Here is a 19,552-nt window from a genome sequence, read left to right on the forward strand (position 1 = left end):
CATCGCCGCGTTATCGGTCGAGAACGGACGCGTGATTCACGTCACAACAGGCTCGCACCACTGAGCCGGTGGGTGAGCGCGGTGTGCCGGCGGCCGGTGCCGGCGGTGCGGACCGCGATCGCCAGCGCCTTGCGCGAACCGGCCAGTACCACCAGTTTCCGGGCCCGGGTCACCGCCGTGTAGAGCAGGTTCCGCTGCAACATCGTGTAGGAACTCATCGTCACCGGGATCACCACCGCCGGGTACTCGCTGCCCTGGGACCGGTGCACCGTGATGGCGTACGCGTGTTGCAGCTCGTCGAGTTCGTCGAAGTCGTACCCGATCTCCTCGGCCTCGTCGGTGCGGACGGTGAGTCTCCGGTCCTCCACCGACAGTCCGGTGACCACGCCGACGGTGCCGTTGAAGACCCCGGCGGCACCCTTGTCGTAGTTGTTCCTGATCTGGATGACCTTGTCGCCGACCCGGAATACCCGGGCGCCGTGCCGGCGCTCCGGCTGCCCCTCCCGGTAGGGCGAGATCGCCTGTTGCAGTGCGGTGTTCAGGCTGCCGGCGCCGGCCGGGCCCCGGTGCATCGGGGTGAGCACCTGGATGTCCCGGGGTTTCAGGCCGAACTTGCGCGGCACCCGGCGGGCGACGATGTCCACCACCAGTTCGGCGGTGGCCTCCGGCTCGTCCACCGGGAAGAGGAAGAAGTCGGGGTACCCGCCGAGCAGCGGCGGCTGGCCGGCGTTGATCCGGTGCGCGTTCACCACCACCCCGGACTTCTGCGCCTGCCGGAAGATCTTCGTCAACCGGACCCGGGGGATCGACCCGGCGCCGAGCACGTCCCGGAGCACCTCGCCGGCCCCGACCGAGGGCAGTTGGTCGACGTCGCCGACCAGCAGCAGGTGCGCGCCGGGCGCGACCGCCCTGACCAGCTTGTTCGCCAGGATCAGGTCGAGCATCGATGCCTCGTCCACCACCACCAGGTCGGCGTCGATCGGGTTGTCCCGGTCGTGCGTCGGGTCGCCGCCGGGCCGCAGTTGCAGCAGCCGGTGCACGGTCGCGGCCGGATGCCCGGTCAGTTCCGTCATCCGCTTCGCGGCCCGGCCGGTCGGCGCGGCCAGCACGATCTTCGCGCCCTTGGCGGCGGCGAGTGTGATCACCGAGGAGACGGTGAAACTCTTGCCGCAGCCGGGTCCGCCGGTCAGCACCGCGACCTTCGCAGTCAGCGCGAGCCGGACCGCCGCCTCCTGTTCGGGGGCCAGGTCGGCACCGGTCCGGGTACGCAGCCAGGCCAGCGCCTTCGCCCAGTCCACGGTTGCGAACGCCGGCATCCGGTCGTCGCGGTGGTGCAGCAGCCGGAGCAGGCTCGCCGCGAGGGCCGACTCGGCCCGGTGGAACGGCACCAGGTAGACCGCCGGAATGGTGGCGCCCCCGGCGCTCGGGTTCGGCACCGCCTCCCGGACCACGCCCTCGTCGGCGGCGAGGCCGGCCAGGCAGTCCCGGACCAGCTCGGCGGGAACCCCGAGGATCTCGGCGGCGTCCGCCACCAGGTTTGGTTCGGGCAGGTAGCAGTGCCCGGCGTCGGCGGCCTCGGAGAGGGTGTACTGGATGCCGGCCCGGACCCGCTGCGGGCTGTCGTGCGGGATGCCGACGGCCTGGGCGATGGTGTCGGCGGTCTTGAACCCGATCCCCCAGACGTCGGCCGCCAACCGGTACGGCTCGTTGCGGACCACCGAGATGGACCCGTCGCCGTACTTCTTGTAGATGCGTACGGCCAGCGAGGTGGAGACGCCGACGCCCTGGAGGAAGACCATCACCTCCTTGATGGACTGCTGCTCGACCCAGGCGGCGGCGATGAGCTTCGTCCGCTTCGGACCGAGTCCGGGGACCTCGACCAGCCGCCCGACCTCCTCCTCGATCACCCGCAGGGTGTCGACGCCGAAGTGCGCGACGATCCGTTCGGCCATCTTCGGGCCGATCCCCTTGATCAGCCCCGAGCCGAGGTACCGCTCGATGCCCTGCACCGTCGCCGGCAGCACCGTCGTGTACGACTGCACCTCGAACTGCCGCCCGTACTTCGGGTGCGTGCCCCAGCGCCCGACCAGCCGTACGCTCTCGCCGGGCTGCACGCCGAGCAGCGAGCCGACCACGGTCAGCAGGTCGGGGCCGCTGCGCTCGGTGGCGAACCGGGCGATGGTGTAGCCGGTCTCCTCGTTGGCGTAGGTGATCCGTTCCAGTACCGCCTCCAGCACCACCCCGGCCGGCCGGTCGGCGGGGCCGCGCCCGGCCGCCGACGCCGGCCGTACGGCGGTCGGGGACTGCTGTCCGGTCACCGGAGCATCATGGCGCACCCCTGCGTCACCCGGTGCCCGGCAGTCACGCTGGGCCCGTTGGGCCCGTCCGGCTCGCTGGCCCCGCCGGTCGCCACTCCGGTCGATCCGGGCCCCGGCCGGGGTGAGCGGGCTTAGCGTGAGGCCATGGACGACGGGGAGCGGGCGCTGGTGATCGACGGCGAACTGCACGACCTGCTGGTCATGCTCGCCAACAGCCGCAACGAGACGGTCGGCGAAACGGCCACCCGGCTGATCGAGGCGGAGTTCGACCGGATCAACCCGGGGATGCTGGACGACATCCGCCGCCCCGGAGCGGCGATCAAGCGGCTCTACGCGGCGACCGGCCGGCCGGTCCCGCCGGCCTTCCAGCAGATGGTCGAGCGCGAGTTCGGTGGTGCCGCCGGGGTGCGCGAACTCGACGACACCGGGGAACTGCAGCGGATGTAGCGACCGCCGGGGGTCGCGGGCGCGGGGAGGCGGGGCCCCGGTTGCTCCCGCAGCGGTACCGGGTCGGGTAAGAATGGCCGCGATGATCGAGGCCATCGCACTGACGAAGCAGTACCGGCGGGTCCGGGCCGTGGACGGGGTGACGTTCTCCGCCGTGCCGGGCCGGGTGACCGGATTCCTCGGGCTGAACGGCTCGGGCAAGACCACGACGCTGCGGATGCTGCTCGGGCTGAGCCGGCCGACCTCCGGCCGGGCGCTGATCAACAGGCGGCGGTTCCGGGATCTGGCGCAGCCGCTGCGGCAGGTCGGTGCGGTGCTCGAACAGGGCATCAGCCACCCCGGCCAGACCGGCCGGGCGCACCTGGCGGCCCAGGCGATCCTGGCCGGCGCCGGCCGGTCCCGGGTCGACCACCTGGTCGAGTACGTCGGCCTGGCGCACGCCGCCGACCAGCGCACCGGCGACTACTCGCTGGGCATGCGGCAGCGGCTCGCGGTGGCGACCGCGCTGCTCGGCGACCCGCCGGTGCTGATCCTGGACGAGCCGGCGAACGGTCTCGACCCGGAGGGGATCGCCTGGCTGCGCGAGCTGCTGCGCGAGCGCGCCCGGGCCGGCGGCACGGTCCTGATCTCCAGCCACCTGCTGGCCGAGCTGGCCCAGCTCATCGACGACGTGGTGATCATCGCCAAGGGTCGGGTCAGGTGTGCGGCGCCGCTCGCCGAGCTGTACGGCGGTACCACCCGTCGGCTGCGGATCCGGGGCCGTGATCCGCGTCGGCTCTGGCAGGCGTTCGAGCGGGCCGGCGGCCGGGTCAGCTCGGACGGGTACGCGCTGGAGGTGCTGGGCCTCTCGCCGGAGGAGGCGGGCGAGATCGCCTTCCAGGCGCGGGTACCGCTCTACGAACTGACCAGCGACGCCCCGAACCTCGAACAGATCTTCCTCAACCTGGCGGCCGCCTGATGATCGCACTGGTCCGCAGCGAGCTGTACCGGGTGGCCACGATCCGGTCGAGCTGGATCTCGATCGCCGTGTTCAGCGTGTTGGGTGCGCTCTTCGGGGCGGTGAACGTCGACGCCTGGGCGCTGCTGGCCGGGATGGGCGCGTTCGGTCTCGCCGTGCTGGGCGTGACTGCGCACTACCAGCACCGTACGGCGGTGCTGCTGCATCTGGCCCGACCGGGTCGGCTGCTGACCCTGCTGGGGCAGATCGTGGCGGGCGTGGTCGTGGCGGTCGGGTTCGCCGCCGTCAGCGGGGTGACCGTGTTGGCCAAGGGCGACCTGACGCAGTACCGGAACACTCTCGTGCTGGTGCCGGTGATGGCGGTCTTCGGCGCCGCCAACGCGGCGGTGGTACGCCGTCCCACCTGGCTGTTCCTCGGGTACGCCGGCTGGTTCGTCTTCGTCGAGGGCCTGCTCGGCCGGCTCTCGGCGCCGCTGCCGTTCTCGGCCTTCCTGGGCGCCGGCGGCGGTGACCGGACGAGCCTGCTGATCGCCGTCGGCTGGGCGGTGCTGGCCCTGCTCGGCGCGGCAGCCGCCGTCCGCCGGGACCTCACCGCCGACTGACCCCCGCCGCTGCCGCTACGCACCCCGTGATCACGTAGCGTCCGGCCTGCTCTAGCAGGCCAGACACTACGTGATCACGTGAGAGCGTCGTCGTCATCGTGGTCCGGCGGCAGCAGGAACGGCGGTACTTTGAGGTGCTGGGAGGCGACCGTCAGACCCTGCTGCATTGCAGCTGCCTTGGTCATCCGGTGCATCGCGTAGGCCCAGCCAACCTTTGACAACTCGTTGGCGCCGCGAGCGTATGTGGATTCGATGTAATCCTCGACAAGACGCACCCGGATCAGGTGAGGGTACCGGGCGACGTACCGCGCGATCAACGCGAGTTTGCCCTCCCGTCCGCTGTCGGGATGGTGGGTCTGATAGTCCGGTGGCATTTCTTCGGTACGACCTGCTCGCCAAGCCTCGATCAATTCGGCGATTTCGGGGTAGTCGGTGACGACGATGACGGGATTGCGTTCGCGCGGAAAGAGGACGCGGAGCCCCCAGAAGAGGGCGCGACCCTCCGCACCTACGACCTCGTCACCTCCGATGCGACGAGGAACGATGTTGGCGCCAAGTCCCCAGTGGCCGCTACCGGCCAGATAGCCCCAGGCGAGAGGTGGTGTCTTCGGCCCCTCTTCCACATAGCCGACTATCGCGAGTTCGATCTCCTGCCCGGGCGGAACGGCAAGCCCGGCCAACCTGCCCCGCACCCGATATCGATCCTTCTTGGTGGCGATGCCACGCATTTTCTTGACCTCCTGCGGCTTCGCCCTCCGCAGCGCGACGGGCGCGTTGCAGGTTGCCCGAGGCCAACGCTCCCTGGCCTCAGTCGGATGCTCACATTGGTCAGGTTGGCCGATGAGTGTCAGGTCCGCCGACGCCGACTGACGTGGTACGCAGATCACCAGGCACTCCTTGCAAACGTAAAACGCATTGTTCTCTGCCACGTTGTCTCCCGTTCCATGAAATGAGCAACCTGGGCAGCGTCCAGTCGGCCATCGGATGACGCAGTCAGAAAGTCGTCACTCGAAGGGACTGTTGCCGTTGCTGCTGGCGGTCTCGGGCCGGATCGTCGGTCGCCGGTGTCCGATCAGTGGTTCGTACTGTCGGGGCAGGTGGTCGGGGTGACGAGAAGGATGCCGTGCCAGAGGTCGAAAATGTCGGCGCCCGGCACGGGCAGACGTACGCCGCAGGCTTCGAGCAGGGCACGTAGGGTGGCCTGCCGGATGCGCGGATCGATACGCGGTCTATCGCCGATCTATCGAGTCCACCCGCAGAATCAGGGGCTGTCTCGTCTAGTAGTGCGGGCAGAACGCGGGGGGAACTCAATGAACGACCACTGGCCGGTGCCTGGCGGGGGACACTCCAAGCCGGACGGGGCGCCCCCAGGACATCCGCCGCCAGCCGCCGGCTACCCGCCGCCAGCACCGGGGTATCCGCCGCCGGTAGCGGGCTATCCGTCGCCACCGCCTGGATATTTGGGTCAGGCGTCGGCATATCAATCGCCACCCGGGCAGATGCCACCGCCTGGGCACATGCTGCCCGGGTCGATGCCGCCGCCTGGGGCGGGGCAGGTGGGCGGAACATCGCCGCAGGGTGGCGGGCGGCGGTCGTACGGGCTCTGGCTGGCGGTGGGCGCGGCCGTCCTGGTCGTACTGCTGGTGGGTGCGGCGGCGGTGGTCGTCGGCGGGGGCGGCGACGATCCGGTGGTGGCGGACCAGCCGTCCGCTTCGGCGTCACCGGAGGCCTCGGTGCATCCGGCGCAGCGGCTGGAGCAGATGCTCCGGGCGCAGGGGGAGGCGCTGCTCCGGGGCGACGAGCAGGGCTGGCTTGCCCCGATCGACCCGGGCAACCGGAAGCTCTACGAGTACTACCGAGGGCAGTTCACGGTGCTGCGGGCGCTGAAGGTCTCGGCCTGGCAGGTCCGGATGGGCATCCCGCCGATCGTGGTACTCGGCAGGGAGACCGAGGCGAGGATGATGGTCGCCTATTGTTTCGGCACCCCGAAGTGCCCGGAGTTCAAGCAGTTGCACGGCGAGGCTGCGCAGTTCACCCAGGACCTGACGGTCCGGTGGGGCGAGGACGGCACGATCCTGGTCACCGGGTCGAAGGCGGCCGAGCGGGACCGGTTCGAGGCGCGCCCGCTGCCCTGGGAGAGCGAGCGGCTGACCGTACGGGAGGGGCGGCGGGTGATCGTGGCCGCCCCCGCCGGCCAGCTGAGCCGGCTCGGCGAGGTGGTCGCCGCCGCCGACCGGGCCGCCCCGGTCGTCGACCGCTACGCCAGGCTCGCCGGGCGTGAGCCGCCCACGCACTACATCGTCTTCACGGCCGGTGAAACGGAGTGGAACGCCTGGCGGGGCGGCAAGAAGGGCAAGTGGGTCAGTGGTTACGCCTATCGGGTGGGCCTGATGACCAGCAACGTGGTGATCCGGATGAGCCGGGTCGACCGGGACTACCTGGAGACGATCCTGCGACACGAGTTCGGGCACGTGGTCACGGCGACCGGCTCCGACCCGTACGGCACATCGGTGTTCGACAAGTGGCTGGTGGAGGGGATCGCGGAGTACATCGGTCGGTCCGGCGAGCCGGCGTCCCGTACGCCCCGGATGCACTCCATCCGAACGTACGTGCGGCAGAAGGGCTGGCCGCGGACGATCAAGTTGCCGTCACTGGACGTGGAGGCGGAGGGCGTCGAGGTGGACGCCTTCTACGGCCTGAACTATCTCACCATGAGCTGCCTGGCCAAGCGGCACGGAGAGCCAAAGCTGTTCCGCTGGTGGATCGACGTGGTCCACGGCGAGGTCGACGACGACCAGGCGACCCGCAAGCACTTCGGCGAGAGCTGGGCGGCGATGGAGCGCGCCTGCCTCTCCTACATCCGCAGCACCGTCTGAGGAACGGGGAGACCGTGCACGACCAGGACCGCCCACCGCCGCCGCAGTACCCGCCGCCCGGTCATCCGGCGCCCGGTCATCCGGCGCCCGGTCATCCGGCGACGCCCTGGTCGGGGTACCCGGGCCGGCCGCCCGCGCCCCGGCCCACCGGCCCGACCGGGTGGTCGGTGGGGCGCTGGCTGGCGGTCGGCTCGGGGGCGGGCGTACTGCTGCTGGTCGGGGTGGTCTCACTGGTGCGGTTGGTGGCCAACCAGGCGGTCCACCCGGGCACCGACGTCGTACTGCCGCCGACGTCGACGCAGAGCGCCTACGTGCGGCCGGGCGAGATACTGGAGCAACTGCTCAAGGCGCAGGGCGAGGCGCTGGTCCGAGGCGACGAGCAGGGCTGGCTGGCGCCGCTCGACCCGGACAACGCGCAGCTCCGGGAGGCGTACCGCAGCCAGTTCACGTCACTTCGGGCATTGCGGGTTTCCTCCTGGCAGGCGAAGCCGATGGTCCGGCCACTGCTGAAGCTGGGTGAGGAGAGGGACACCGAGGTCATCGTCTCGTACTGCCTCGCCGTACCGAAGTGCCCGCCGGCCAGGGTCGTCGATCCAGAAGCTCCGCGACTGATCCAGGTGATGACCGTCCGTTGGGGGCCTGACGAACAGACCGTCACCATCACCGGATCCCGGGCCCCCGACCGGGATCGTTACAGTTCCCGTCCGCTGCCCTGGGAGGCCGGCGGGCTGACCTTCCGGGAGGGGCGGCGGGTGATCGTGGCCGCCCCGCCGGGCGAGACGAAGCGGCTCGCCGAGGCGGTGGCGGCAGGTGACCAGGCCGCGTCGGTCGTCGACCGGTACAGCCGGCTCGCCGGACGGGAGACGCCCGAGCGCTACATCGTCTTCCTCGCCGGTACGAAGGAGTGGCGTACCTGGTTGGGCGGCGACTCTCCGCAGTGGTCGGCGGGTTACGCGTACAACAACAACAAGATGCCCAGCAACGTGGTGCTGCGGATGGACACGATGGACGACCGGGCCGAGGTGCTGGAGACGCTGCGCCACGAGTTCGGGCACGTGATCACCGCGCCCGCGAGGGACGCCATCTTCGGCGGCAGTCACCAGTGGCTCGTGGAGGGCATCGCCGAGTACATCCAGTCGGGCGGCAAGCTGCCGCGTCGAGCCGAGTTGTCCGAGGCCCGGGCGCACCTGCGCGGTGGCGAGTGGCGGGGCAGTGTGCGACTTCCCTCGCTCGGCTTCACCTCGGCGGAGAGCGAGGTACATGCCTTCTACCAGATAAACCACGTCACCATGACGTGCGTGGCTTCCCGGCACGGCGAGGCCAAGTTGTTCCGGTGGTGGTACGAGATGGTGGCCCGGGGTTCGGAAGACTACGACCAGGCGACGCGGAAGACCCTCGGGGAGAGCATGGAGGCGCTGGATCGGGCCTGTGTCTCCTACCTGCGCCGTGCTGTCGGCTGAGTCCCTGCCCCGTGCTGGTGGTCGAGTCGCGGTGTCGGAGCCGCCAGGGCGCCGGGGAAACACTGCCCGGGCGGGGGATCCTCGGCCGCAGTCCATCGTTCAAGATAAATATCCGGCGCCCGCCCGGCGTTGGTGACCGAGAGCGAGGATTCCGTGTGCAGTCGTCCGTCCCGCCCGGCACGTACCCTGATCCTGGCCGTCCTCGTCGCCGGCCTGACCGGCACCGCGGGCACCGCCGCGCACGCGGCGGCCGAGGACACCGAACCGCCGAGTACGCCCGGCCCGATCACGGTCGCCGCCGCCACCACCACCTCCGTGGAACTCACCTGGACACCTTCGAACGACAACGTGGGGGTGGTGGAATACCACGTATCACAGATCTTCACCGATATCGCGATGCTGCACCGCACCCCCACCAACAGCATCGTGCTCACCCGCATGCAGCCGTCCCGGACCTACACCTTCGGGGTCTGGGCGGTCGACGCCGCCGGCAACCGCTCGACGGCACCGCCGTCGCTGCGCTTCACCCTGCCGCCGGGCGACAGCCAGCCGCCGACCGCACCGACCTCATTGTCCGTGGGAGAGGTCGGGGAGAGCAGCGTCGGCCTCCGCTGGAACCCCTCCACCGACAACGTGCTGCTGGCTCGGTACGAGGTGCTGTCGATCGGACCGGCCGGTGAGGCCAGCGTGGTGGGACGGGTTCCCATGCTGCCGCCCGCCTATCCCAGTACCGCGCTGACGGTCTCCGGGCTGACGCCCGGCGCGGCGTACCGGTTCGCGGTGCGGGCGGTGGACGAGGCCGGTAACCACTCGGCGCTCTCCAACCAGGTCGCCGTAACCACCGGGTCGGTGCCGACCTGCACCGCCCGGGCCCAGCGCGGTGGCGCGGAGGTCTGGATCTCGGTCCGGAACGTCGCCGCCACCCCGGTCGACGGGTGGACGCTGACCTGGGCGTTGCCGGACTCGCAGCGGATCACCGCCATCTGGAACGCGGCGCTGGTCAGCCACGCCGGCGGGGTCGTCACCGCCCGGAATCTCGGCTGGAACCCGGTGATCGCCCCGGGCGCGGCGGTGACCGTCGGATACCTCGCCGCCGGGACCTTCCAGCCGGGCCGGATCGCCCTGAACGGCAAGCTCTGTCAAACCGGCTGACCGGCCCGTGGCCCCCGGCGACCCGGACGCCGGCCCGGTTCGGGTGGAGGGCGCACCGGAGCGTGCGCGCCCTCCACGACCATCGCGCCGGCTGGCTTCCGTCCGTCGTCGGACCGGTTCGTCCCCCGGGCCGGCGGCCGCGTGTCCTGCGGTGCCGACCGGCGTTTACCTAGGTAACCGCACCTGTGCCGGTGCTGTCGATTGACAGGACTGCCGATATGAGAGGGAGTCGTCGATCCAGATGCGCCGACGGTCCGGACACTGACCGGTGGGCGGACTTCCGCCGTACGCCGCCGAGGTCGCCGCCGAGGTCGAGCGGGTGGCATCCTCGGCGGCCGGTACCGGGGAACGGGTGGCGGAACTCCTCGGGGTACTGCGCCGGCTGGTCCCGTACGAGGCGGGTGTGCTCCAGGTGCTGGATCCAGAGCGCCGCCGGTTCGAGACGATCGGCGCCGTCGGCTACCAAGAGTCGATCATGGCGCATCTGCTCGGAGCCGCGCACTACCAGGAGGTCGAGCTGCTCGGGCTGGACCGGGACCGGGCCCCGGTCCGGGTCCGGGACGCGCCGATACCGGTGGCCGAGATCTGTTCCTGGGTCGAGCACTTCGCCCCGGCCGGCTTCCGGGAGGGCGTCGGGGTCCCGCTGTTCAGCCCGGACGGCCGGCAGATAGGGGTGCTGGCCCTGCACACCGAGACCGTCGAACACCCGACCGACGAGGCTCGGGACTTTCTCGGCCTGCTCGCCCCGGTGATCGCCGACGCGGTGGATCCGATGCGTTCCGTCGCCGCGCTGTCGACGGTCGTCACCGCAGCGGTCGCCGGGGCGGTACTCACCCGTGCCGGTGACGTGCTCGCGCTGCCCGGACTGCCGGAACACCCCCGGCTGCGGCCCGGCTCGGCGGTTTTCGTCGCCGCGGCCGAGAGCCTGGCCGAGGGGGAGCGGCACGCCGCGTTCCTCTGCCCCGGCGGGCCCGAACCGGGGGACCGGGGCTATGCCCGGGTCACCGTGCTGGCCTGCCCGGGGCACACACCGGGGTACCTGCGTGCCGTGGTGCTGCTCTCGGCACCCGGTGACCTGCACGGGCTGACCCCGCGAGAACTGGAGATCCTCGGGCTGCTCGTCGACGGCTGGCCCAACCAGCGGATCGCGAACACCCTGGTGGTCGCCCCGCGTACCGTCGCCGCGCACGTCGAGCACATCCTCGCCAAGCTGGCGGCCCCGTCCCGGACCCTGGCCGCCGTACGCGCGCTGCGGCTGGGCCTCTACGTACCGCGATCGTTGTCCCGGAGCGGAAGATGAGCCGTACCCCCGCCCTCCCCGAACTGTTCCAGGAGGCGGCGTCGATCGTCGCCAGCCCGGTCGGTGCCGACCGCCCGGCACAGTGGCTGTCGCTGCTGCGCCGGGTGGTCCCGTACGACGCGATCTGGCTGTCCCTCTTCGACGACCGGTCCCACCGGTTCGCCGAGGTGGCCGGCGCCGGATACGACGACCGGATCCGGAACTACTTCCGCACCCCGGAGACGACGCGCCAGGCCGAACAGGCGGGGCTGACCGAGTCCCCCGTGCCCTGTCGCGGTCGGGACCTGCCGGTTCCGGCCGCCGAATATCCGGTCTGGAGCGACTACTACCTGCCGGCCGGCTACCGGGAGGGCTTGGCGGCCGGCCTGTTCAGCCGGGACCGCCGCCATATCGGCATGCTCCTGCTCAGTACCGAGGACCCGGACCATCCCACCGACGCGGAGCGGGACGTGATCGGCCTGCTGGCGCCCCGGATCGCCGCCACCCTCGACCCGCTGCGGTCGCTGTCGACGCTGGCCAGGGTGGTGCACGACGCCGTCGCCGGGGTGGTGCTGACCCGGGTGGGCGATCCGCTGCCCCTCTGCGGCCTGCCCGACCATCCGCAGCTCGCGGCGGGTTCGACGCTGCTCGCCGCGATCGACGAGTACGCGCCCCGGGGCGAGGGGTCGGTCTCGTTCCTCTGGCCCGTCCGGCAGCGGCGGCAGCCGCCGTCCCGACCGGCGCGTGGCGGCTGGGAGGTGCGGGACGAACTGCTCCGGGTCGTGGTGCTGAGCTGCGCCGCCGCCTTGTCGCCGCTGGTCGGGGTGGCGATGCTAGCGCCGCTGCCGGCCGGCGGTTGCCCGCTGAACCGGCGCGAGCTGGTGGTGCTGGGTCTGCTCCTGGCGGGCTGGACGGAGGAGCGGGTCGCGGTCGGGCTCGACCTGCCGGGTACGGCGATCGCCGATACGGTGCAGCGCTGCGTCGCCGGTCTGGAGGCTCCGGACCGGCATGTCGCCCTGCTGCGGGCGGCCCGGCGGGGCTGGTTCATCCCACATCTGCCCGGGGCGGCGCCGCCGAACTGAGCGCCGTTCGGGTCCGTTGCCGTTTCCGGCGGCGCTCCCCGCCGTTCTCTTAGGTAACCGCACCAGTGCGGGTGGTCTAGTGGCGGCGCTGCGGAGACGGCGAGGAGTGGATCATTATGCGGGCGACGGCTCGGTGTACCGGTACGGGGGATGGTTGACCTGCCACCCGGTGCCGCCGGGATCGTGGCCGACATGGAGCGGATCGCGGCGCTGCCGGGAGATGTGCGGGACCGGGTGCCGGAACTGCTGAGGGTACTGCACCGGCTGATGCCGAGCGGCGGCTCGATGATGCACGTGCTCGACCCGGAGCGTCGGGAGTTCGAGGTGGTGGGCGAGTCCGGTTACACGGAGGCGACTATCGCCTACATGCGCAGCTCGGAGCATTACCGGGAGATGGAGTTGCTCGGCATGGATCGGGACCGTCCGCCGATGTGCGTACGCGACGCGCCGGTGCCGCCCGGTGAGTTGCAGTCCTGGGCGGAGCACCTGGAGCCGGCGGGTTTCCGGGAGGGGATCGGCCTCACCCTGTTCAGCCGGGACGGACGGCACCTCGGACTGATCACCCTGCACACCGACGACCCGGCACAACCGAGCGACGAGATCCGGGACTTTCTCGGGCTGCTCACCCCGACGTTGGCCGACGCCGTAGACCCGATGCGGTCGATCGTCACGCTGTCGAAGATCGTCGCCGACGCGCAGTGGGGCGTGGTGCTGACCCGGGCCGGCAACGTGCTGCCGCTGCCCGGGCTGCCGGGCCATCCGCTGCTCGATGCCGGGTCGGCGGTGTTGGAGGTGGCGGCGGCAGGGCTGCGCGAGGGGCACGTGCACAACTGGTTCCTCTGCCCGTACCCGTCGTCGGACGATCCCGGCCGCCACCTCCAGGTGACCGTCCTGGCCTGTCCGGCCTCGGCGCCGGCACACCTGCTCGCGGTGCTGCTGATCTCCGCCACGCGGGATCTGCGCGGCCTGACCAGGCGGGAGTTGGAGATCCTCGGACTGCTCGTCGACGGCTGGTCCAACCAGCGGATGGCGAACCAGTTGGTGATCACCCAACGCACGGTCGCCGCGCACATAGAACACATCCTGGACAAGATGGATGCCCCGACCCGTACCCTGGCCGCCGTCCGTGCACTGCGCCTGGGCCTCTATGTTCCCCAGCCCCTTGCCCGGCTCCGACGCTGACCGTCCCGCGTCGTCGTACCGGCCTGTCCGCCGACGAAGGTTCTGTGATGACCGCTCCTCCACCATCCTCTTCGAAGGCGATCCGCGGCCTGGCCGAGATCGCCGCGGCGGTGGCCCGCGCCGGTCAGCCGGACGAGTTGCTGGCCGGGCTCGGCGCGGTGATGCCGGTCCAGGCCGCCTGGCTCGCCCTGCTCGACGACCGGCACCGCCGGTACGCCGAAGTGGCCAGCTTCGGCTACGACACCCGGATCCGGAACTACTTCGGCACGGCGGCGCTGCTGGAGCAGGTCGAACTGGTCGGGCTGACCAGCTCACCCGTGCCGCAGCGGGCCCGTGACTCGCCGGTGCCGCTGGCCGAGCTGCCGGTCTGGGGGGACTACTACTTTCCGGCCGGCTTCCGGGAGGGGATCGCGGTCGGCCTGTTCACACCGGACCGCCGGCACGTCGGGGTGCTGATCATGTGCACCGACGACCCCGGTCGGCCGACCGACGCCGAGCGGAACCTGGTCGGGGCGCTGGCTCCGCAGATCGCCGCCGCCATCGAGCAGGTACGGTCGCTGGCGGTGCTGGCCCAGGTCGTCCGGAACGCCCGGGCGGGGGCGGTGCTGACCCGTAGCGGTGCGGCACACCCGCTGCCCGGCCTGCCCGGACACCCGCTGCTGGCCCCGGATTCGGCGTTGCCGGGCGTGGCCCTGCACCAGGCCGTGCACTGCGGCGGCTCGGCCTCGTTCCTCTGGCCGGCCTGTCGGGGGCAGGAGCATGACGACCGGTCGGGGATGCTCCAGGTCGTCGTCCTGGGCTGTGCCACCGCGCCGCCGTCCGTGGTAGGGGTGCTGGTGCTGTCTCCGCTGCCGGGCGGCCGGTCGGTGCTGACCCGCCGCGAGTTGGTGGTGGTCGGCCTGCTGCTGGAGGGCTGGTCCGACCGGCGCATCGCAGTCGGCCTGGACCTGCCGGTCGGCACGGTCGCCGAGACCGTCGCGCGGATCGTGGTCAAGCTCGACGCCCCGAACCGGCATGCGGCGCTGCTCCGGACGGCGCGGCACGGCTGGTTCATCCCGCCCTGCACCGGCCGTCCCCCACTGGACTGACCGTCCGGTTCGGCCCGGACCCCGGCCCAGGTTAGTGCTCTGGATCACAAGCCGGAACATGGAGCACCGTTTGTTACTTGAGTCGTACAAGCTCAACTAACGATGGCAGGTGTGTGATGGCAACTCTTCCGGTTCTTGCTCTGACCGACGCTGTCCTGCTGCCCGGCATGGTCATCCCGGTGACCCTGGACGCGACCACCCAGGCAGCGGTGGACGCCGCCCGGGCCACGGGCGACAAGAAGCTTCTGGCCGTGCCCCGGGTCGACGGGGAGTACGGCTCCATCGGCGTCATCGCCACGATCGAGAAGGTCGGCCGGCTGCCCAGCGGCGAACCCGCCGCCGTGGTGCGCGGCGAGTCCCGGGCCCGGATCGGCTCCGGTGTGCCCGGCCCCGGTGCCGCCCTCTGGGTCGAGACCGTCCAGATCACCGAGCCGGCACCGGCCGGCCGGGCCAAGGAACTCGCCCGGGAGTACCGGGCACTGGTGACGTCACTGCTGCAACAGCGCGGCGCCTGGCAGGTCATCGACGCGGTCGAGCGGATGACCGACCTGGCCGAGCTGGCCGACTCGGCCGGCTACGCGCCGTGGCTCACCCTGGAGCAGAAGATCGAACTGCTCGCCGCGCCGGACGTGACCGCCCGGCTCGAACTGCTGGTCGGCTGGGTGAAGGCGTACCTGGCCGAGCAGGAGGTCACCGAGCAGATCAACTCCGACGTGCGGGAGGGACTGGAGAAGTCCCAGCGCGAGTTCCTGCTCCGCCAGCAGCTCGCCGCGATCCGCAAGGAGCTGGGCGAGGACGAGCCGGACGGCTCGGCCGACTACCGTTCCCGGGTCGAGTCCGCCGAACTGCCCGACAAGGTACGCGAGGCGGCACTGCGCGAGGTCGGCAAGCTGGAGCGGGCCAGCGACGCCTCCCCGGAGGCGGGCTGGATCCGTACCTGGCTGGACACGGTGCTGGAGATGCCGTGGTCCACGCGTACCGAGGACAACACCGACCTGGTCCAGGCCCGGCAGGTGCTCGACGCCGACCACGCCGGCCTGGCCGACGTGAAGGACCGGATCCTGGAGTACCTGGCGGTGCGCAACCGGCGCGCGGCCCGCAACCTCCAGGTCGTCGGCGGCCGTGGCTCGGGCGCGGTGCTCGCCCTCGGCGGCCCGCCCGGAGTCGGCAAGACCAGCCTCGGCGAGTCGGTCGCCCGGGCGCTGGGCCGGAAGTTCGTCCGGGTCTCCCTCGGCGGCATCCGGGACGAGGCCGAGATCCGTGGCCACCGCCGGACGTACGTCGGCGCGCTGCCCGGCCGGATCGTCCGGGCGCTGCGCGAGGCGGGCTCGATGAACCCGGTCGTGCTGCTCGACGAGGTCGACAAGATCTCGGCGGGGTACGCCGGTGACCCGGCCGCCGCCCTGCTGGAGGTGCTGGACCCGGCGCAGAACCACACCTTCCGGGACCACTACCTGGAGGTCGACCTCGACCTGTCCGACGTGCTCTTCCTGGCCACCGCCAACGTGGTGGAGGCGATCCCCGGCCCGCTGCTGGACCGGATGGAGCTGGTGACGCTGGACGGCTACACCGAGGAGGAGAAGGTCGCGATCGCCCGGGACCACCTGTTGCCCCGGCAGATCGAGCGGGCCGGACTGACCGCCGACGAGGTGAGCGTCTCCGACGCGGCACTGGGCCGGATCGCCGCCGAGCACACCCGCGAGGCGGGGGTACGCCAGCTCGAACGCGCGCTGGCGAAGATCCTCCGCAAGGTCGCGGTCGCGCTGGCCTCGACCGAGGGTCCGGTACGCGTCGACACCGACAACCTGGCCAGCTACCTGGGTCGGCCGAAGTTCACGCCGGAGTCGGCGGAGCGGACGGCGGTGCCCGGGGTGGCGACCGGGCTGGCGGTGACCGGTGCCGGCGGTGACGTGCTCTTCATCGAGGCGACCAGCATGGAGGGCGAGCCGGGGCTGACCCTGACCGGGCAGCTCGGCGACGTGATGAAGGAGTCGGCGCACATCGCGCTCTCCTACCTCCGGTCGAACGGCCGGGCGTTGGGGCTGGACCCGAACGCGCTGGCCGGGCGGCGGATCCACCTGCACGTGCCGGCGGGTGCGGTGCCGAAGGACGGTCCGAGCGCCGGCATCACCATGGTCACCGCGCTGGCCTCGCTGGCCAGCGGCCGGCCGGTACGCCCGGAGTTCGGCATGACCGGCGAGGTCACCCTCTCCGGCCGGGTCCTGCCGATCGGCGGGGTGAAGCAGAAGCTGCTCGCCGCGCACCGGGCGGGGCTGACCGAGGTGATCATCCCGGCCCGGAACGAGCCGGACCTGGACGACCTGCCCACCGAGGTGCGGGAGGCACTGACCGTGCACACCCTGACCGACGTGGCGGACGTACTGGCGCTGGCCCTGCGTCCGGCGGACGACCCGGGGCTGCTCGACACCGCCGACGGCCCGGCGCTGGCCGCCGCCTGAGCTGACCCGACAACGACCGACGGGCCGCCCGCGATGCGCGGGCGGCCCGTCGCCGTCTCTCTCGGGCTGCGGTGCGTTCCAGGTCAGTCCAGCACCTCCACGGGGTCACCGACGCTGACGGTACGACCCTCGGCAGGCCCGCCCGGTTCGGCCCGTACCGTCAGCTGGAGACCGAAGAGGAGCTTCCGGCCGATGTGCCGGCGTGCGGCGAGCATCCACAGCGGCTCCCGCCCCCGCTCCCCGGTCTCCTGGTCGATCGTCGCGATCAGACAGCGGCCGCACTCGTCGGCACCCTGGAACACCGCCCCGCCGATCCTGATCCGCCGGCCGACCCACTCGCCCTCGGCCCACGGCGCGGCACCGCTGATCACCACGTTCGGGCGGAACTGGATCATCGGCAGTGGCCCCTCGGCGCTGCCCGACTCCCGCAGCCAGTCGTTGAACTCGTCCAGCGACGCGGTGTTGGTCAGCAGCAGCGGGGTGCCGTCGGCGAAGCTCAGCTCGGCGCCGACCTCGGCCGGAACCGGCCAGGGAACGCGGTTGCCGGTGGGGTCGCCGAGCCAGACCAGCCGGGCGGTGCGCCCCAACAATCGGTTGAGCCAGTCGTCCGCCTCCGGGCCGGCGGCGCGGACCGGTGCGGGCGGCCGTCCCCGGTAGACCCGGACCTGGAGCGCTTCGCCGTCGGTCGGTTCGGCCAGGTCGAGCGGGGGCAGCCCCGGCGCGTCCAGGGTCAGCCCGCCGGGCCGGGACACCGCGCGCATCGTCACCAGTTCCCGGTGCTGGCGCTGGGTCAGCCCGAGCCCGTGTGCGTCAACGATGAGCCAGCGCCGGTCGCCGTCGAGACCCCACGGTTCGACCCGCGCCGTGTCGCGGTCCATCCGGCGGCACCCCTTCACCGGGTACGTGTACATGGAGGTGACTCGCATCCGGTCAGGATGACATGACGTGGTGTGACGGGGGTAACTCCGCTGCGGCAGATTTCAGCCGGCCGGCAGCGGCGGGTAGAGGTGGTAGCCGGCCACCCGCTCCGGGGTGCTGCCGGGCATCCGCCGGGCCAGTTCGGCGTCCAGCGGTGAGCCGATCGGAGTCAACACGGCCTGCGGCTGCGGGTGCCAGTAGCCGGGGTACCGGTTGAGTCCCCGGTCGAGCCGGTCGTCGACGACGCCGCAGGTGGTCCGCTCCGCACTCAGATATGTGATCCAGTTGCAGGTCCAGTACCCGCCGTGCACCTGGCTCAGCCCCCGCTCGCGCAGCACCGCCAGCACCTCCGACCGTTCCGCGCGTTCCGCCCGGTATTCGTCGACGGTGTCGACCAGGCTCACCGTGGCGGCCAGCATGGTGAGCGCGAGCGCGGCGATCGGCAGCGCCGCCGGTATCGCCGGCCGGCCGCCGGCCCGGACCAGCCGGTAGAGCGGCCAGAGCGCCACCGGCAGCGAGACCAGCAGCACCGACAGGTAGCGGGCGCTCTCCACCGGTGAGTCAGCGGCGGCCGGGCTGCGTACGTAGCTGAGCACGCTGAGCAGGCCGGCGGCGGCGAGTACCAGCCAGGTCACTGCCCGGGTGCGGTCGACGGGGTCCAGCGTTGCGGGGGTACGCAGCCGGCGTACCGCGAGCAGTAGGGCGGCGGTGAGCAGGAGCAGCACGACGGGCCCCCACCAGAGCGACCAGCCGGCGCAGTAACTCGGCTCGCACAGGCCCATCCCGAGCGGCAGGCCCAGCCAGGCACCGCCGACGATCCGGTCCCACAGGCCGGCGTCGGTGCCGGCCCCGTTGAGCCGGAGGAAGACCGCGAGCGAGTTGTCGGCCCAGCCGGCCTGCACGTTCCCGACGATCAGCGGCAGTACCCCGACCAGCAGCCCGGCCCCGACCAGCCCGGCGGTGCGCCGGGTCAGCACCCGGGCGGTGCCGAGCACCATCAGCGCACCGAGCAGGTACGGTGCCGGCAGCCAGTGGTTCCAGGCGACCAGCCCGAACAGGGCGCCCCAGCCGGCGAAGGCGTACCAGCGGGTCGTGGCCCGGGTGGCCAGCAGGTAGCCGAGCAGCAGCAGCCCGGCGACCATCGGGGCGGTTTCCGGATAGCCCCCACCGGCGATCAACTGGTTCTTCACGATCCGGTCGGAGCCCAGCGCCAGCAGCCCGACGGTCAGCACCGCCAGGCCGGCGGTGAAGACGCGGCGGACCAGCAGGTACATCAGCACCAGGAAGAGCGCGTAGAGCAGCAGCGTGGGAATGCGCAGCGCGGTCACCGACGGTCCGGCCAGCGCGACCAGCGGCGCCGCCAGGTACGCCTCGACGGTGCCCATGTAGTGCTGCCCGTAGAAGAAGACCGGCAGGTCCCGCCCCTGCGCGATGTGCAGCGCGGCCAGTCCCATCGTGGCCTCGTCGCTGTTGGTGGGCGGGGTGCCGGCCACGGTCAGCCAGATCCGCCAGAGCACGCCGAGCGCGCCCAGCGCGGCGGCGAGCAGGCCGTAGCGGCCGGGGCGGGGGAGGCGGAGCGGCACGAGTCGCGAGTCTGTCACACCTTCAGCGGTTTCGTTCCGCGCCGACCGCCGTCCGACCGCCGTCCGACCGCCGTCCGGGCGGTACCGCCGAAGGTTGACCTCGACATTGCTTGAGGTCGTACTGTCGGTGGGCGCCGATAAGGTCCGG

General features: G+C 71.7%; 15 protein-coding genes. 11 read left to right on the top strand and 4 right to left on the bottom strand.

Annotation, left to right across the window (positions count from 1 at the left end):
- Window positions 1–41: 41 nt before the first annotated feature.
- Window positions 42–2,318: an SF1B family DNA helicase RecD2 gene (gene recD2 / locus V1634_RS24635; protein WP_407951841.1), complete on the bottom strand. Its 2,277-nt coding sequence runs from the start codon at window positions 2,316–2,318 to the stop codon at window positions 42–44.
- Window positions 2,319–2,462: 144 nt separating this feature from the next.
- On the opposite strand from recD2, the gene V1634_RS24640 reads away from it, so the two are divergent.
- From V1634_RS24640 to V1634_RS24650, 3 genes are all read left to right on the top strand, one after another.
- Window positions 2,463–2,765: a hypothetical protein gene (locus V1634_RS24640; protein ID WP_107262702.1), complete on the top strand. Its 303-nt coding sequence runs from the start codon at window positions 2,463–2,465 to the stop codon at window positions 2,763–2,765.
- An 82-nt stretch (window positions 2,766–2,847) separates the two neighbouring features.
- Window positions 2,848–3,723, top strand: a complete 876-nt coding sequence (locus tag V1634_RS24645) for an ABC transporter ATP-binding protein (RefSeq protein WP_331210246.1) — start codon at window positions 2,848–2,850, stop codon at window positions 3,721–3,723.
- Window positions 3,723–4,325, top strand: coding sequence for a hypothetical protein (locus V1634_RS24650; RefSeq protein WP_331210247.1), 603 nt, complete (start codon window positions 3,723–3,725; stop codon window positions 4,323–4,325). The genes V1634_RS24645 and V1634_RS24650 overlap by 1 nt, the downstream gene beginning before the upstream one ends.
- A gap of 74 nt (window positions 4,326–4,399) precedes the next feature.
- On the opposite strand, the gene V1634_RS24655 is transcribed toward V1634_RS24650, so the two are convergent.
- Entirely contained in the window at window positions 4,400–5,254 is an 855-nt protein-coding gene (locus tag V1634_RS24655; RefSeq protein ID WP_331210248.1) for a hypothetical protein, read from the bottom strand.
- 627 nt (window positions 5,255–5,881) lie between these two features.
- Between V1634_RS24655 and V1634_RS24660 the strand changes: the two genes are divergently transcribed.
- From V1634_RS24660 to lon, 8 genes are all read left to right on the top strand, one after another.
- Window positions 5,882–7,201 (top strand): hypothetical protein, encoded by a 1,320-nt coding sequence (locus tag V1634_RS24660; RefSeq protein WP_331210249.1) that lies wholly within the window; start codon window positions 5,882–5,884, stop codon window positions 7,199–7,201.
- A 167-nt stretch (window positions 7,202–7,368) separates the two neighbouring features.
- Window positions 7,369–8,661 carry a hypothetical protein gene (locus V1634_RS24665; RefSeq protein WP_331210250.1) on the top strand — a complete coding sequence of 431 codons (1,293 nt, stop codon included), beginning with the start codon at window positions 7,369–7,371 and terminating at the stop codon, window positions 8,659–8,661.
- A gap of 153 nt (window positions 8,662–8,814) precedes the next feature.
- Window positions 8,815–9,813 (top strand): fibronectin type III domain-containing protein, encoded by a 999-nt coding sequence (locus tag V1634_RS24670; RefSeq protein ID WP_331210251.1) that lies wholly within the window; start codon window positions 8,815–8,817, stop codon window positions 9,811–9,813.
- 268 nt (window positions 9,814–10,081) lie between these two features.
- The gene (locus V1634_RS24675; RefSeq protein ID WP_331210252.1) at window positions 10,082–11,113 is read left to right on the top strand and encodes a LuxR C-terminal-related transcriptional regulator; all 1,032 of its coding nucleotides are present in this window, start codon (window positions 10,082–10,084) and stop codon (window positions 11,111–11,113) included.
- On the top strand, window positions 11,110–12,174 hold the full coding sequence (locus tag V1634_RS24680) for a hypothetical protein (protein ID WP_331210253.1): 1,065 nt from the start codon (window positions 11,110–11,112) through the stop codon (window positions 12,172–12,174). Before V1634_RS24675 ends, V1634_RS24680 begins: the two co-directional genes overlap by 4 nt.
- Before the next feature lie 150 nt (window positions 12,175–12,324).
- Window positions 12,325–13,356 (top strand): LuxR C-terminal-related transcriptional regulator, encoded by a 1,032-nt coding sequence (locus tag V1634_RS24685; RefSeq protein ID WP_331210254.1) that lies wholly within the window; start codon window positions 12,325–12,327, stop codon window positions 13,354–13,356.
- Window positions 13,357–13,403: 47 nt separating this feature from the next.
- Window positions 13,404–14,444, top strand: coding sequence for a LuxR C-terminal-related transcriptional regulator (locus V1634_RS24690; protein WP_331210255.1), 1,041 nt, complete (start codon window positions 13,404–13,406; stop codon window positions 14,442–14,444).
- A 116-nt stretch (window positions 14,445–14,560) separates the two neighbouring features.
- Window positions 14,561–16,903, top strand: a complete 2,343-nt coding sequence (gene lon, locus V1634_RS24695; RefSeq protein ID WP_331210256.1) for an endopeptidase La — start codon at window positions 14,561–14,563, stop codon at window positions 16,901–16,903.
- An 83-nt stretch (window positions 16,904–16,986) separates the two neighbouring features.
- Here the strand turns inward: lon and V1634_RS24700 are convergent, their stop codons facing one another.
- Window positions 16,987–17,829 carry an MOSC domain-containing protein gene (locus tag V1634_RS24700; protein WP_331210257.1) on the bottom strand — a complete coding sequence of 281 codons (843 nt, stop codon included), beginning with the start codon at window positions 17,827–17,829 and terminating at the stop codon, window positions 16,987–16,989.
- A 54-nt stretch (window positions 17,830–17,883) separates the two neighbouring features.
- Complete coding sequence (locus tag V1634_RS24705; protein WP_331210258.1) at window positions 17,884–19,404, bottom strand: hypothetical protein; 1,521 nt, start codon at window positions 19,402–19,404, stop codon at window positions 17,884–17,886.
- Between the last annotated feature and the right edge of the window lie 148 nt (window positions 19,405–19,552).

Source organism: Plantactinospora veratri, assembly GCF_036421995.1.
Taxonomy (GTDB): Bacteria; Actinomycetota; Actinomycetes; order Mycobacteriales; family Micromonosporaceae; genus Plantactinospora; species Plantactinospora veratri.